The organism is Acinetobacter sp. ANC 3929, assembly GCF_000369405.1.
Lineage (GTDB): Bacteria > Pseudomonadota > Gammaproteobacteria > Pseudomonadales > Moraxellaceae > Acinetobacter.
The window spans coordinates 769,226-783,641 of the sequence record NZ_KB850000.1 but is presented as its reverse complement, the minus strand read 5'-3'; the positions used below and the strand labels follow the sequence as shown (position 1 = coordinate 783,641).

The 14,416-nt window shown below is 40.9% G+C and carries 14 protein-coding genes and 1 pseudogene; 9 read left to right on the top strand and 6 right to left on the bottom strand.

Annotated features, from left to right (window positions below; genetic code table 11):
• Positions 1–18 precede the first annotated feature (18 nt).
• Positions 19–492, bottom strand: a complete 474-nt coding sequence (locus F909_RS04715) for an SRPBCC family protein (protein ID WP_005153041.1) — start codon at positions 490–492, stop codon at positions 19–21.
• A complete protein-coding gene (locus F909_RS04720) occupies positions 470–829 on the bottom strand; it encodes an ArsR/SmtB family transcription factor (protein ID WP_005153038.1) in 360 nt (119 codons plus the stop codon). The genes F909_RS04715 and F909_RS04720 overlap by 23 nt, the downstream gene beginning before the upstream one ends.
• Positions 830–957: 128 nt before the next feature.
• Between F909_RS04720 and F909_RS21060 the strand changes: the two are divergent.
• The 5 genes and pseudogenes from F909_RS21060 to F909_RS04740 form a co-directional block, all read left to right on the top strand.
• Positions 958–1,131: pseudogene (locus tag F909_RS21060) on the top strand (LysR family transcriptional regulator); the annotation flags it as partial.
• A gap of 245 nt (positions 1,132–1,376) precedes the next feature.
• Complete coding sequence (locus F909_RS04725) at positions 1,377–3,581, top strand: OsmC domain/YcaO domain-containing protein (RefSeq protein WP_005153036.1); 2,205 nt, start codon at positions 1,377–1,379, stop codon at positions 3,579–3,581.
• A gap of 279 nt (positions 3,582–3,860) precedes the next feature.
• The gene (locus F909_RS04730) at positions 3,861–4,172 is read left to right on the top strand and encodes a CopM family metallochaperone (RefSeq protein ID WP_005153035.1); all 312 of its coding nucleotides are present in this window, start codon (positions 3,861–3,863) and stop codon (positions 4,170–4,172) included.
• A 95-nt stretch (positions 4,173–4,267) separates the two neighbouring features.
• The gene (gene fdx, locus F909_RS04735) at positions 4,268–4,609 is read left to right on the top strand and encodes an ISC system 2Fe-2S type ferredoxin (protein WP_005153034.1); all 342 of its coding nucleotides are present in this window, start codon (positions 4,268–4,270) and stop codon (positions 4,607–4,609) included.
• A gap of 101 nt (positions 4,610–4,710) precedes the next feature.
• Positions 4,711–4,899 (top strand): heavy-metal-associated domain-containing protein, encoded by a 189-nt coding sequence (locus F909_RS04740; protein ID WP_005153033.1) that lies wholly within the window; start codon positions 4,711–4,713, stop codon positions 4,897–4,899.
• A 100-nt stretch (positions 4,900–4,999) separates the two neighbouring features.
• Here F909_RS04740 and cueR read toward each other — a convergent pair whose 3' ends face one another.
• From cueR to F909_RS04760, 4 genes are all read right to left on the bottom strand, one after another.
• Entirely contained in the window at positions 5,000–5,458 is a 459-nt protein-coding gene (gene cueR / locus F909_RS04745) for a Cu(I)-responsive transcriptional regulator (RefSeq protein ID WP_005153032.1), read from the bottom strand.
• 11 nt (positions 5,459–5,469) lie between these two features.
• A complete protein-coding gene (locus tag F909_RS04750) occupies positions 5,470–7,956 on the bottom strand; it encodes a heavy metal translocating P-type ATPase (RefSeq protein ID WP_005153031.1) in 2,487 nt (828 codons plus the stop codon).
• Positions 7,957–8,214: 258 nt separating this feature from the next.
• The gene (locus F909_RS04755) at positions 8,215–9,057 is read right to left on the bottom strand and encodes an SDR family NAD(P)-dependent oxidoreductase (RefSeq protein ID WP_005153029.1); all 843 of its coding nucleotides are present in this window, start codon (positions 9,055–9,057) and stop codon (positions 8,215–8,217) included.
• A complete protein-coding gene (locus F909_RS04760) occupies positions 9,058–10,590 on the bottom strand; it encodes a flavin-containing monooxygenase (RefSeq protein WP_005153028.1) in 1,533 nt (510 codons plus the stop codon).
• Between the two features lie 115 nt (positions 10,591–10,705).
• Here F909_RS04760 and F909_RS04765 point away from each other — a divergent pair, with 115 nt between their 5' ends.
• The 4 genes from F909_RS04765 (at position 10,706) to F909_RS21305 (ending at position 14,394) form a co-directional block, all read left to right on the top strand.
• Positions 10,706–11,731, top strand: a complete 1,026-nt coding sequence (locus tag F909_RS04765) for an AraC family transcriptional regulator (RefSeq protein WP_005153027.1) — start codon at positions 10,706–10,708, stop codon at positions 11,729–11,731.
• Positions 11,732–11,847: 116 nt separating this feature from the next.
• Positions 11,848–12,561 (top strand): helix-turn-helix transcriptional regulator, encoded by a 714-nt coding sequence (locus F909_RS04770; RefSeq protein ID WP_005153026.1) that lies wholly within the window; start codon positions 11,848–11,850, stop codon positions 12,559–12,561.
• Positions 12,562–12,646: 85 nt separating this feature from the next.
• Positions 12,647–14,137, top strand: coding sequence for an indoleacetamide hydrolase (iaaH, locus tag F909_RS04775; RefSeq protein ID WP_005153024.1), 1,491 nt, complete (start codon positions 12,647–12,649; stop codon positions 14,135–14,137).
• A gap of 107 nt (positions 14,138–14,244) precedes the next feature.
• On the top strand, positions 14,245–14,394 hold the full coding sequence (locus F909_RS21305; RefSeq protein WP_005153022.1) for a hypothetical protein: 150 nt from the start codon (positions 14,245–14,247) through the stop codon (positions 14,392–14,394).
• Positions 14,395–14,416: the final 22 nt, after the last annotated feature.

Below are 14,416 nucleotides of genomic sequence, written 5' to 3'. Positions count from 1 at the left end.
TTAGGTAGATAGGGGAAACTATTTAGCTTTTAGGCTATTTGCATATTCGACCAGTTGATCAACCACCGTACCCCAACCCTCAAAGAAGCCCATATCTTCATGCTGTTGACGAGTTTCCGCCGTACGATGCCTCGCAATTGCAGTATATTTAGTTGCGCCTTCACCTGCATCTTCAAGCAACAGAATTGCAGTCATAAATGGATTTTCAGCCGGTTTCCAATCCTCAGAATAAGTATCGGTAAAGACCAGTTTTTTACCTTCAATGATTTCGAGATAAACACCTTGATTATTGATTTCATGACCATCTATGTCAAAGACCGTATTGAATTTCCCACCCACTCTTAAATCAATTTCACAGGCCTTGATGGAGTGAGGTCGAGGAATAAAAAAGTGTTTGATATGCTCTGGTGTGGTCCAACATTCCCAGACCAGTTCACGTGGTACATCAATTACTCTTTCTAGTTTTAAATCAGTTTTTGGATCCAGTTTCATTTTCTCTTTTCCTTTTTAATTCGAGTGCGTAACGATCAAATTGATTGAGTCTTTGTTCCCAGATGGTCCGTTGTTCACTTAACCAATTTTGCATAGGTGTAAATGCTTCAGGGGCCAGAGCACAAGTTCTGATTCGTCCATTTTTTTCAGAATGAATGAGTCCTGCTTGTTCTAGTTTATTCAAATGTTTTAGAAAAGAAGGCAGGGCCATATCATGTTGTTCAGCCAGTTCAGTGATTGACGCTGCTCCGAAGGACAGCCGCGTCAGTATTTCTCTGCGCGTTGGATCACTGAGAGCACTGAACAACAAATCGAGTTTAGAATCATACTTAGCCATATAGCTAAGTATTGTGTATTTATTACTCTGATGTCAACAAAAAACTTAGCTAAAAAGCTAAGTTTTTTAAGATGATCGCTATCACCTTGTTTTTAAGATGTATTCACCAATAAGATACCGACGAAGCGGTATCTATTGTGGCTGATTTATCCCTTGATCAGAACATTCAGCAACTGTATCCCAATATCGTAAAACGACCACTGTCACCAAATATCAAACGCTCAATTGGTTTGGCTGTGAAAAACAAGCAGCAAATGACACCCATTGCAAAAGCATTTATCGAGATTGCAACACAGCTTTAAATATCAGGTTAAATCATCAACAATTCAGCTGATTGTTCATAAAAAGGCTAGAAAAACAGACAAAAGTTATCAATTACACAAAATACTTCTATAATAGCGTCCATTATTACTAGGGTCAGCGTTAGATCAAGCGACAAGATGACCTTAGCCACACTTTTTTAAGCAATCTCATATCAACGATTTGGCTTATCTCAATATTTTCAATCTTATGTGCTTGCAACACATAAGAATATTTAGGTGCTCGCATGGAAATCAAGGTTAATTATCTCGACAATCTTCGACAAGAGGCGAAGTTTGATGATTTTACGGTAATCGCCGATCAGCCCATTCGCTATAAAGGTGATGGTTCTGCACCTGGCCCATTCGACTATTTCCTTGCTTCATCTGCATTGTGTGCTGCTTACTTTGTCAAAGTGTATTGTGCCGCGCGTGATATTCCAACTGACAATATCCGTTTATCACAAAACAATATTGTGGATCCTGAAAACCGCTATAAACAGATTTTTAAAATTCAGGTAGAACTTCCAGCGGATATTTCTGAAAAAGATCGTCAAGGTATCTTACGTTCGATTGACCGCTGTACTGTAAAAAAAGTGATTCAGACTGGTCCTGAATTTATCATCGAAGAAGTTGAGAGTATTGATGCAGATGCACAAGCGTTGCTGATGCCAAGCCTGACTTCAGAAAACAATACTTATATTTTGGGCAAAGACCTGCCATTAGAACAAACCATTGCCAATATGTCAGAGATTTTGGCTGGTTTAGGCATGAAGATTGAAATTGCGTCATGGCGTAATATCGTGCCAAATGTATGGTCGTTACATATTCGTGATGCGCAGTCCCCAATGTGCTTTACTAATGGTAAAGGCTCAACTAAAGAAAGTGCTTTGGCATCGGCTTTAGGTGAGTTCATTGAACGTTTAAACTGTAATTTCTTCTATAACGACCAGTTCTGGGGTGAGGAAATTGCCAATGCAGAATTTGTGCATTATCCAGATGAAAAATGGTTTAAGCCAGGTCCAAATGGTGAATTACCAAAAGAAATTTTGGATGAATATTGCCTCGAAATTTATAACCCTGATGATGAATTACTGGGCACACATCTGTACGACACCAATTCAGGCAATACTGAACGTGGTATTTGTTCATTGCCATTTGTACGTCAATCTGATGATGAAACAGTCTATTTCCCATCGAATTTGATTGAGAATTTATATCTCAGTAATGGCATGAGCGCAGGGAATACCTTGGTTGAAGCTCAGGTTCAATGCTTATCTGAAATTTTTGAACGTGCGGTTAAGCGTGAAATCTTGGAAGGTGAAATTGCCTTGCCAGACGTACCACAAGAGGTATTGGCAAAATACCCAAGTATCGTGGCAGGTATCCAAGGTTTAGAGGAACAAGGCTTTCCCGTGCTTGTGAAAGATGCTTCATTGGGTGGTCAATTCCCTGTAATGTGTGTGACGCTAATGAACCCACGTACAGGTGGTGTCTTTGCCTCATTTGGCGCGCACCCAAGTTTTGAAGTGGCTTTAGAACGTAGTTTGACTGAACTGCTGCAGGGCCGTAGTTTTGAAGGTTTAAATGACTTACCGCAACCGACTTTCCAAAGCAATGCAGTGACTGAACCAAACAACTTTGTTGAGCACTTCATTGATTCAAGTGGTTTGGTCTCTTGGCGTTTCTTTAGTGCTAAATCTGATTATGACTTTGTAGAATGGGACTTCACCAATGATGGTGAAAACACGAATGCTGAAGAAGCCGCAGAATTGTTCGGCATCCTTGAAGAAATGGGCAAAGAAGTCTACATGGCGGTGTATGAGCACTTGGGTGCAACTGCATGTCGTATCTTGGTGCCTGATTATTCTGAAATTTATTTGGTTGAAGACCTGATTTGGGACAACACCAATAAAGCTTTGTTATTCCGTGAAGATATTCTCAATCTACACCGTTTAGATGAAGAACAATTGGAAGCCTTGGTTGAACGTTTAGAAGAATCTGAACTGGACGATTACACTGAAATCACCACATTGATTGGTATTGAGTTTGATGACAATACAGTGTGGGGTCAGTTAACCTTGCTTGAATTGAAGCTATTAATCTATGTTGCATTGCAGCAGTTTGAAGAAGCGAAAGAGCTGGTTGAAACCTTCTTGCAATACAATACCAACACCGTAGAGCGTGGTTTGTTCTATCAATGCATGAATGTGGTGTTGGAAGTGTTACTTGATGACGAAATGGAACTGGCAGATTACGAGATCAATTTCCGCCGTATGTTTGGCAATGAACGTATGGATGCAGTTATTGGTTCGGTTGAAGGTAGCGTTCGCTTCTATGGTTTAACCCCAACCAATATGCAACTGGAAGGACTTGATCGTCATTTACGTTTAATCGACAGCTATAAAAAATTGCATAAAGCGCGTGCGAAAGCAGTCGGCTTAAATGTCTAAAACACATTAAATATTCATTTAAAAAGTGCATGTTGATCATGCACTTTTTTATTTAGAGCCGATAAAACTTTATTTTTTAATCACTCAAAATTTTAATAAATTGATTGCTTGACCTTGCAATTATTGGAAGGACTACAGTGTCTTTCATAAAGGTAAATGTGCCACATTAGATAGAAGCGCTCATCTATTGACCCACATCACTCCCTTTATTTTCATCAATACAGCATATCAATCACATCATAAATGAATATTGATACTGCTCAATAAAAGGAAACAATAATGAGTGAACAAAAATCTGCAACAACACCTAACTCAAATGATTCAAGTGATTTCTATAGTCTCTCTACACGTGCTTATATGGAACTAACCAGCCGTATGCATGTGGATATGCAAATCAATTACACTGGCAATGCCGACATCGACTTTATGCGTGGAATGATTCCACATCATCAAGTCGTAGTAGATATGGCCAAGGTCGCTTTGAAATATGGTTATGATCCAGAAGTTCGAATGTTGGCAAAAAATATGATTTTGGCACAAGATATTGACATTAAAGTGATAAATGCTTGGTTAAAACGGCATTTCCTATAACTCTGTATTGTTGACTTATTTTAGATAAAAGGCTTTATGACAAAGCCTTTTATCATTTGTTATTTATCCTATCAGCAAATGTAATGGTACAGACTATGCCTAAAATAACGGTTCTCCCGAATGAAAAAATTTGCCCTGAAGGTCGGGAAATTGAAATAGAACGCGGGGAAAACCTCTGTAGACGCTTACTTGATAATGGTATCGAAATCGAACATGCCTGTGATCTTTCAGGGGCATGTACAACCTGTCACGTAATCGTAAGAAAAGGATTCGATAGCTTAACTGAAATGGAGGATATTGAAGCTGATTTACTCGACCGTGCTTGGGGGTTGACTCCTTATTCACGTTTATCCTGTCAGGTGAATGTACAGGAGGATGCTTTAGAAATAGAAATCCCGAAATATACTGTGAATTATGTGTCCGAAAAGAAAGGCTGAACAGCTAATTTTCTTATTTAACTATCAAAAGACTTGACCTTCCAATTATTGGAACGTTTATATTGAACTTATCTTCTTTCATAACCAAGTGGAGCATTCGTATGGAATTTCATGTTGAAAATATGACTTGTGGTGGCTGTGCACGTGGTGTAACGCGTGCGATCCAAGCAGTGGATGCCGATGCAAAGGTAATCACTGATCCACCTAACCGCAGTGTAAAAGTAGAAACCACGGCATCACAACAGCAAATCGTTGATGCATTGGCAGAAGCGGGTTTTCCGCCACGTTAAGTTAAAGTGAATGAAAAAGCGGCCGAGTTGGCCGCTTTTTTTGATTTAAGAAATGCTCAAAAATAAAAAAGGCCATATTTCTATAGCCTTTTAATTTGTGTCACTTACGACCCGTCAGTGGAGACAGAGAGAGCAGATCATTATGGTGATGGATATCTTTCATTTCATGGCTCGGTTCTTTTAAACCCTCAAGTATCGGGCAATCAGGTCGATTATCACCTGCACAGCAATCAACCAAGGTTTGCAAGGTTTGCGCCATTTGTTGTAGATCTTGGATACGTTGTTCCAACTTGTGGATATGCGCCTGAGCCAGCTGCTTTACATCTGCACTATGCCTGTTGCGATTATTCCATAAATCCAGTAGATCAGTGATTTCTGCTACAGAGAACCCCAATTCACGACTACGCTTGATAAACTTCAAACGTTCAACATCATTATCGGAATAAGAGCGGTAACCTGCATTGCTGCGCCCCGCAGCTGGAATTAAGCCAATTTGTTCGTAATAACGAATCATTTTGGCTGTCACACCTGAAACTTGAGAGACTTTACCAATATTCATGAGATCCTCCATTAGCCTCTGTTCACAGATGGCGGTTGGAAACGACGCAAACGTAGCGCATTACCAAGGACAAACACACTTGAAAGTGCCATTGCACCTGCTGCAAAAATAGGGGACATCAAAATGCCATAAGCAGGATACAGTACGCCAGAAGCCACAGGAATCAACATGGTGTTATAGGCAAAAGCCCAGAATAAATTCTGATGAATATTACCAATCGTCGCTTTGGATAAAGCAATCGCATTGGCTACACCTTGCAGATTACCTGACATCAGCACCACATCAGCTGATTCAATCGCAACATCAGTACCTGTACCAATAGCAAGGCCGACATCAGCTTGAGCCAGAGCAGGGGCATCATTAATGCCATCACCCACGAAGGCAATGTTGCCATATTTTGCTTTTAATTCTTGCACGGCATTGACTTTACCCTCAGGTAAGACTTCTGCAATCACTTCATCAATACCGAGTTGTTTGGCAATCGCATGTGCTGTACGTGCATTGTCACCTGTAATCATGGCTACTTTTAAACCAAGTTGATGCAATGCTTGAATGGCGGCAGGGGTTGTTTGTTTGATTGGATCTGCAACAGCGATAATCCCAGCAAGTGTGCCATCAATTGCAACATAGAGTGGCGATTTGCCTTCATCACCCAAACGCTGTGCTGTTGGTGTAAAAGGAGAAACCGCTATACCCAGTTGAGTCATATAACGATCTGCACCAATGTGAACAGTCTGGTTCTGATTGACCATTGCATTGACGCCCATCCCTGTGACTGAATCAAAAGTATCGACTTTCGGTAATACCAGTCGTTCATCTTTTGCAGCATCGACAATGGCTTTCGCAATTGGGTGCTCAGACAGAGATTCAACCGCTGCAACGACACTAAGCACATAATTACGCTCAAATGCTGTAGTCACCTCAAAATCTGTCAGTACTGGATGACCTTCGGTTAGAGTACCTGTCTTATCCACCGCAACCACGTGCGCATCTTTTAACAACTGTAGAGCTTCGCCTTTACGAAACAGGATACCCAATTCAGCACCACGTCCAGTACCCACCATAATCGATGTTGGTGTTGCCAAGCCCATGGCACACGGACATGCAATAATCAGTACCGCAACGGCATTGACCAATGCAAAAGTTAAAGCAGGAGAAGGACCGAAAATCAGCCAAACGAGGAAGGTGAGCAGTGCTGCGATCATCACGGCGGGCACAAACCATAGTGTTATTTTATCGACCACGGCTTGAATTGGCATTTTAGAGCCTTGTGCTTGTTCGACTAGACGAATAATCTGCGCCAGCATGGTGTCGCCACCGACAGCAACTGCTTTAAAGCTTAAAGTACCGTTTTGGTTAATGGTGCCGCCTACAACCTGACTACCGAGATTTTTCTCAACAGGAATGGGTTCACCTGTAATCATCGATTCATCGACAAAACTTTGTCCTTCAATCACTTCACCATCAACAGGGATTCGCTCACCGGGTTTGACAATAACAAAATCACCTGAGACGACTTGATCAATTGGAATATCAATGACATGGTTATCACGCGAAACATGGGCCACTTTTGCCTGTAAGCTCACTAAACGCTGAATTGCCTCAGATGTCCGTCCTTTGGCTTTGGCTTCAAGAAAACGGCCTAATAAGATTAAAGCGACAATGACAGCAGCGGCTTCGTAATAGACATTTACTGTTCCCGCGGGAAGCACATTCGGGGTAAAAGTCGCAACCAAAGAAAATAGGTAGGCAGCCAAGGTACCGACTGCAACCAAAGAGTTCATATCGGGTGCTAAACGGAACAATGCAGGTAAACCTTTGCTATAAAAACGGCGACCAGGAATCAGCAGGACCAAAGTCGTTAAAATGAACTGGAGATACCAACTATTTTGCATCCCTATAGTTTGCTCAATCAGTTGGTGTACACCGGGGATCAAATGAGAACCCATTTCTAGAATAAACACAGGCAAAGCCATAATCGTGGCAAGAATTAAGTCACGTTTTAATTCAGCTCTTTCTTGATCTTTTTTCTCAAGATGCTCAGTTTGATCAGGAATGGAAGCTTGTATTTCCTTCGCATCGTAACCTGCTTTATCAATCGCTGCGATTAAACTTTCCACACTTGCATTACCTGTAACGGTTGCTCGTTCCGTCGCTAAATTGACAGACGCCGTTTTTACACCAGAAACAGCACTGAGAGCCTTTTCGACACGACTGACACAAGAAGCGCAAGTCATCCCTTCAATCGATAATTCGATATTGCTTGCAGGGACGTCATAACCCGTCTGTTCAATTGCATGGATAAGTACCTGTCGATCGACAGGTTTGGCAAGGGTAATATCTGCATGTTCTGTGGCTAAATTGACAGAAGCGGACTGTACACCATCCACTTTCTTTAGTGCAGTTTCGACTCGACCCACACAACTGGCACAAGTCATGCCCTCTACTTGTAATGTGATATTTAGGTCTTTAGATGCTGTATTTATTTGAGTTCCCATAAGATATACCTATAGAGATGATCTGATTGCTTGCAGCATAGACCTTAACATTATGGGAAGGTCAAGTGGATTTATCAACTCTTAGGATTTTATTTATTCTGGTCATAAAGAATTGTATTTTGAGCTGGATCAAAACTGTTTCTATTCATCTATATACTGTGAATTATTCTATTTTTATTGTTGCGACAGGAAAGGTGAAGGTAAATGGATTGACCATTGCTTTTATTGAGCTAAGGTCAACCCATCGCAAAGCTTAAGTTATTGCAAGAATTTAGTTTGCAGCGCAGTCGCTGTAGCAAATATTTTTTGATATCCCTGTGGCAATATTCGTTGTAATAGATCTACAGCTTTTGCATCAGCACCAATCAATAGGCGACGTTTATTTTTGAGTACCGCTGTTAAAATTTGCTTTGCCGCCTCATCGGCTGGTGTTCTTAAGATTTTGTCAAAAGCCTGCTGACTTTTTACAGGGTCCATTCCTAAAATTTCGACACTGCTATTAATCCGTGCAGCTTTAGCAATATTGGTTCGAATTCCACCTGGGTGTACACACGTCGCGCTCACGCCTGAATCTTGTATATCGAGTTCTTGCCGCAAAGACTCGGTAAAGCCTCGAACTGCAAATTTACTCGCATTATAAGCACTTTGAGTGGGCTGTGCTGTCAGTCCGAACATACTTGAGATATTAATGACATGTCCGTCACCGCTCTGTTTTAAATAGGGTAAAAATTCTTTGGTCCCGTATACCACACCCCAAAAATTAATCCCAATCAACCATTCAAGATCTTCATAGCTGACACCTTCAGCGGTGCTGCCGATGGCAACGCCCGCATTATTAAAGATCAGATTGACTTGTTGGTGCTGCTTAACCACGCTTTCAGCCCACTTTGCCATGTCTTGACGATTGGCGACATCAACTACTTGTACTGTAACTTTGACTGGATATGGCTTTAATAAGGTTTGGGTTTTGGCCAGACCAAACTCATTGACATCCGATAAAGCCAAATGACAGCCTTGTTTTGCCAATGCAATTGCAAGTGCTTGACCAATCCCTGAACCTGCACCTGTAATTGCTGCAACTTTGTTATTGAATGATTTCATTTAAACCGCCATTTGTTTTTCTAAAGGTTGTACCTGAACAGCCTTAGATGAAGACTTTGCAACCCGAGTATAATTTTCGAGATCAAAGCGACGAGTACGCTGACGATATTCCAATGTGAAGCCCGGCCAATTATTGGTATTTTTCCCTGTCGCGGTTTGATACCAACTGGTGCAGCCTTGAGACCACATGGTTGATTTCATGCGCTCCTGAATTTCTTGATTGAACTGGGTTTGGATTTCAGTTTTTAAATCTGCAAAACATAAATTATTTTGAATATGCGTTTGAATTGCATCCAGAATATAGTTCACCTGACTTTCAATCATATACACGATTGAGTTATGCCCAAGATTGGTATTGGGGCCATACAACATAAAGAAATTCGGGAAGCCACTAACAGTTAAGCCTAAATAGGCTTCCGCACCATCGGCCCATTGGTCTTTTAATCTTTTACCTTTGAGTCCTGTGATTTGCATCGGCGCCATAAACTCGGTTGCGGCAAATCCTGTTCCATAAATAATGGTATCTACTTCACGTACTTTGCCATCTTTATCGACAATACCATTTTCAGTTACTTCCTGAATTGCGGTATTGATGACCTCAACATTAGGGCGAACCAGACTCTGATACCAATGATTAGAAATCAGAATACGTTTACAGCCAATCGGGTAGTCTGGCATCAGACGATGGCGGAAATGTGGATCTTTGATTTCTTCGCGGATATGACGCTGAAAAATATATTCCGCCAAAGGAATTTCATTCAAGGTCGCAGTAAAACTCTTAAGACGAATCTCGTTATAACTATATTGAAAGGCGCGATCAAGACTTTGCAGAATCGGTAGTTTTTGAAACGCTTTTCGCTCTAATTTGGAATAAATGCGGTCTGGTTTTGGAATGACATAAGGCGCAGAGCGTTGATAGATATCTAAGTGGGCGACTTGCTTAGCGATCTCAGGCACAAACTGAATCGCACTGGCACCTGTCCCAATGACTGCTACACGCTTATTATTCAGGTCATAGTCATGATCCCAGCGCGCCGAATGGAAAGCTTTCCCTTTGAAACTGTCCAGCCCCTTAATCTTCGGATATGCAGGGCGGTTGAGTTGACCAACCGCAGCAATTAGAAATTCCGCCTCAAATTTTTCTCCACTTAAACTCTGGATATGCCAAACACCTTGGGTAGCATCAAAATCAGCACTGGCAATTTCAGTATTAAATTGGATATGCGGATACAGTTGATATTTTTCTGTGCAATGTTTTAAGTATTGATGAATTTCCTGTGATGAACCATAACGGTTTTTCCAGCCCAGTTCCTGTTCAAAAGAAAAGGAATATAGATGAGAAGGCACGTCACAAGCAGCGCCAGGATAAGTATTGTCGCGCCAGACACCACCCACATCGTTGGCTTTTTCAAATAAGGTAAATTGTTCAAATCCAGCAAGTTTGAGCTGAATAGCTAGCCCCAATCCGCCAAAGCCTGTGCCAATAATGGCGATACGAATATTTTTATTTGAAGATAATTGTTGTTTCAACATAACGGACTCAAGTGAAAATTATCATGTATTACATGCAGAATAATCGTTTCATGCATTGATTTAGAGGATGGATGAGGACAAAATATTGTGATTAGCGGACATTGAGGAAATATACTTGAAGTACTTATGGGCATATGAACGTAGTATCCATAGTGTTCGCCTTATGGCTGATTTTGCCGCAGAGTTAGGAGTCAGTCATCACCAGATTCTGAAAGGAACGGGCTTAGAACAACAACAGTTACTTGATCCCAATACGCTGGTGACAGGCCAGCAAGAATTACAACTGATCCGCAATCTGGTAGAGAGATTCGGAAAACGGCCTTTGCTAGGGCTAGAAATCGGAACACGTTATCACTTTACCGCCTTTGGCTCTTTAGGCTTGGGCTTGATTAGCAGTGCTAATATTCGTGAAGCGTTGAACTTTGCTTTGGCCTATTTTCCTTTATCTTTTGCCTTTAGTCAGTTTGTGGTATCAGAACCGCCTGAGACCCGTACTATCAAAATCGAAATTGTGGTTGATGATGGGATTCCGCCAGCATTATGGCAGTTTATTATTCAGCGAGACCTTGCTGCGCTGATTACAGTTCAACAAGATTTAATTCGGGAGAATCTCTGCGAGAAAGTTGCTTTTACTTTTCAGCCTCATGGAGAAATACAGTCTTATCGAGCGTTATTTGGGATTACACCCGAATTTGGTGGATCTAAAAACTTTGTTGTATTAGATGCAGAAAAAATAGATCAGAAGCTCAGTATGGCAAATGAATTGGTGTTACATTCAGCAGAACAGCAATGCCGAGAAATACTGGACAAGCGGCAATCTCAAAAAAAATATACTGACCAAGTTCAGCAAATCTTGATGAATAGCAGAAGGAACATTCCTTCGATGGAAGAGGTCGCGGATGGTTTATGTCTAAACTCTCGAACTTTACGCCGTTATTTAGCACAAGAACAAACCACCTTTATTAAAATCAGGGAAGAGGTCAGAAAAATTCTGGCAGATTCATATTTATCTTCAACTCAAACGTCAATTGAACAAATTTCTGAATGGTTAGGCTATGCTGAACCCGCCAGTTTTATACATGCCTATAAACGTTGGTATGGCAAAACACCACATGCCACCCGATTAAAAAATAAAGTGTAGAAAATAATGGCTCAGTGACATATAAAAGATAAAGGAAGCTGAAATGAACAAAAGGAATTACTGTTCATCCTCATTCTAATCAGGATAGGTGTCAGTAGATAAAAAGGTAGCACGCTATGCTTTTAGAATATGATTTAAGCTCATCCGAGTTTAGTCTTCTTTCTGAAATACTTTGGAAATTAGGTTCAGAAAAAGGACAGCAAAGCTTACGCGAAACAGTGCTTGTCGATATCGCGACTTTATTGAGAGCGGATTTTGCTGCTTCTTATATTTGGGATGCAAAACAGCATGTTTCTAAACAGGGCATCCTGTGGCAAATTGACACTAAAGCAATTCTAGAATATGAGCGTATTTGGCAATATCATGACCCGATTACGTCTCAGTTGCGGGAACGGCAACAAGCCACTTTCGTTAATGAAATCATTTCGCTATCAGAACTAAAAAGAACGGATTATTACAATGAGTTTCTACGCCCTCATGGCTTATATCATGGGCTAAATATTTACTTTGTTCGGGATGGGATAGATCTAGGTGATTTGCGTATCTGGCGCGCTCAAGATTCGCTGATGTTTAGTGAGCGAGAGAAAAGAATCTTAAATTTACTTGAACCTTATATGACTCAAGCCTTACCGATGGATTTATCGACTCAGTACGATTTAACCCAACGGGAGCAAGAAGTGGTCATATTAGTGTGTAAAGGATTGAGTGATAAACATGTTGCCAATTTACTCGATATTGGTTTCACCACAGTTCGGACACATCTGAAAAATGCCATGAAAAAAATAGGCTGTCATAATCGTACAGAAATGGCCTCACTGATACATTCTTGATGATCTCCTCAATTTTGAGGATATTCAATGGACTTAAAACGGTACAAATTATAAAAATAATTACTTAAATGGATTTTAAGTCAAAATGTTAAATATGAATGAAAAATTAGATCAGGACCAAGAATTTCAACTTGATAGAGCCACAATTAGCGAGATTACAGCTTTGGTTCGTGATCGAAAAGTTTCTTGTGAACAATGGGTACACCGCTATTTTGAAAAGATCGAAGCACAACAATCTTTAAATGCATTTATTAGCCTTGATAAAGCAGCAGCAATTCAACAAGCACAAGTCTGGGATCAATCCATCCGTGCAGGAGCTGCTTGTCCTGCATTAATTGGTGTATTGATTGCAGTGAAAGATAATATTCATGTTGCAGGTTTTCCCAATAGTGCTGGCACACCTGCATTAGCGCAGTTTAGACCCAAAACAACGGCTCCCGTCATTCAAGCATTAGTTGATCAAGGAGCCATTGTTGTTGGGAAAGCCAATATGCATGAATTGGCATTTGGTGTCACAGGTTATAATACAGCCATGCATATTGAGGGGGTCGTTGGTACACGCAATGCGGTGAATCCTTTACATATTGCGGGTGGTTCTTCTTCTGGAAGTGCCGTTGCGGTTGCCGCAGGAATGGTTCCAATTGCAATCGGAACGGATACAGGAGCTTCGGTTAGATTACCGAGTGCCTTAAATGGTTGTGTTGGTTTTCGTCCCACGATAGGACGATATGCACAAACAGGGATTACGCCAATTTCTCACACCCGTGACACCGCTGGACCTATGGCGCGTTGTATGGCTGATATTATTGTGATTGATCAGTTAATTGCACCGTCAGCTCAACCATTTTCATTGCCAAAACAACCGATCAGACTTGGAATCAATGCTTATTTTTGGGAAGGTTTGGATGACGATGTTCATGAACAAGCGCATAAGGCATTGCAACTTTTAAAAAATGCTGGGATTGAAATTATTCCTGTCGATATGCCTGATTTAGCGCAGATAAATCAACGCATTTCATTTCCAGTCGTGATTTACGAAGGCAAATATGATTTGATCCAATATTTAGAAAATAATGAGATTGGCGTCAGTCTAGATGCTGTGGTTGATCAGGTATCCAGTCCAGATGTGCAGCAGATTTTTAGGCAGAATATTCTACCTGAATTGATTGCTGATTCGACGGGGCAATTGGTGCCTGTAGACGCTTTATATCAGGAAGCCATTACAAAAGCTCGACCACAATTACTTTCACTCTATGAAAAAGCCTTCAGAGACTATCAACTGAACGGATTAATATTTCCAACCTCTCCAATCGTTGCACCGTTGGTGAGTGAGCAGGTGAGCTCTATTGAAAACTTCCAAACTCTAATTCGTAATACCGATCCTGGGAGTAATATTGGGTTGCCAGGGCTGAGTTTACCGATTGGTCGCGGAGTGAAGTCAAAACTACCGATTGGCTTAGAACTTGATGGTTTGCCAAACATGGACCATGAAATACTGGCGATCGGACAAGCTTTGGAGCAGATTTTTAGGGGGTTGAATCACAATCATTTAAGCAAGCTCGATGAAGTGATCTGATCGAATACAAAGCTTTTTAAATGACAAAATTGTCATTTTCAGGTCATGCTACTGTTGGGAAGCTTGTTTTATCTTATAGGGAGTTAAGAGAGAAAAGGTAAGTAGACATGAAAGCATTAGTTAAACTCATCCTTATCGTATCATTTGCATCAACAGCGAGTTTGAGCTACGCAGATGGTGGATTAATGTTCCTTGAGAAAAACAAGGAGCGTAATACTGTTGTACAAGGTCATGATGGCCAGACTCCATCAAAGTAATACAGAATTTCAAAAACGGGAT

What these genes read in the sequence shown, in the direction of transcription:
- F909_RS04760 (WP_005153028.1), bottom strand. Translation starts at nt 10,590, where the DNA reads ATGTTGAAACAACAATTATCTTCAAATAAAAATATTCGTATCGCCATT.
- F909_RS04750 (WP_005153031.1), bottom strand. Translation starts at nt 7,956, where the DNA reads ATGGGAACTCAAATAAATACAGCATCTAAAGACCTAAATATCACATTA.
- F909_RS04725 (WP_005153036.1), top strand. Translation starts at nt 1,377, where the DNA reads ATGGAAATCAAGGTTAATTATCTCGACAATCTTCGACAAGAGGCGAAG.
- F909_RS04730 (WP_005153035.1), top strand. Translation starts at nt 3,861, where the DNA reads ATGAGTGAACAAAAATCTGCAACAACACCTAACTCAAATGATTCAAGT.
- F909_RS04755 (WP_005153029.1), bottom strand. Translation starts at nt 9,057, where the DNA reads ATGAAATCATTCAATAACAAAGTTGCAGCAATTACAGGTGCAGGTTCA.
- F909_RS04720 (WP_005153038.1), bottom strand. Translation starts at nt 829, where the DNA reads ATGGCTAAGTATGATTCTAAACTCGATTTGTTGTTCAGTGCTCTCAGT.
- F909_RS04740 (WP_005153033.1), top strand. Translation starts at nt 4,711, where the DNA reads ATGGAATTTCATGTTGAAAATATGACTTGTGGTGGCTGTGCACGTGGT.
- F909_RS04715 (WP_005153041.1), bottom strand. Translation starts at nt 492, where the DNA reads ATGAAACTGGATCCAAAAACTGATTTAAAACTAGAAAGAGTAATTGAT.
- iaaH (WP_005153024.1), top strand. Translation starts at nt 12,647, where the DNA reads ATGTTAAATATGAATGAAAAATTAGATCAGGACCAAGAATTTCAACTT.
- F909_RS21305 (WP_005153022.1), top strand. Translation starts at nt 14,245, where the DNA reads ATGAAAGCATTAGTTAAACTCATCCTTATCGTATCATTTGCATCAACA.
- F909_RS04770 (WP_005153026.1), top strand. Translation starts at nt 11,848, where the DNA reads ATGCTTTTAGAATATGATTTAAGCTCATCCGAGTTTAGTCTTCTTTCT.
- fdx (WP_005153034.1), top strand. Translation starts at nt 4,268, where the DNA reads ATGCCTAAAATAACGGTTCTCCCGAATGAAAAAATTTGCCCTGAAGGT.
- cueR (WP_005153032.1), bottom strand. Translation starts at nt 5,458, where the DNA reads ATGAATATTGGTAAAGTCTCTCAAGTTTCAGGTGTGACAGCCAAAATG.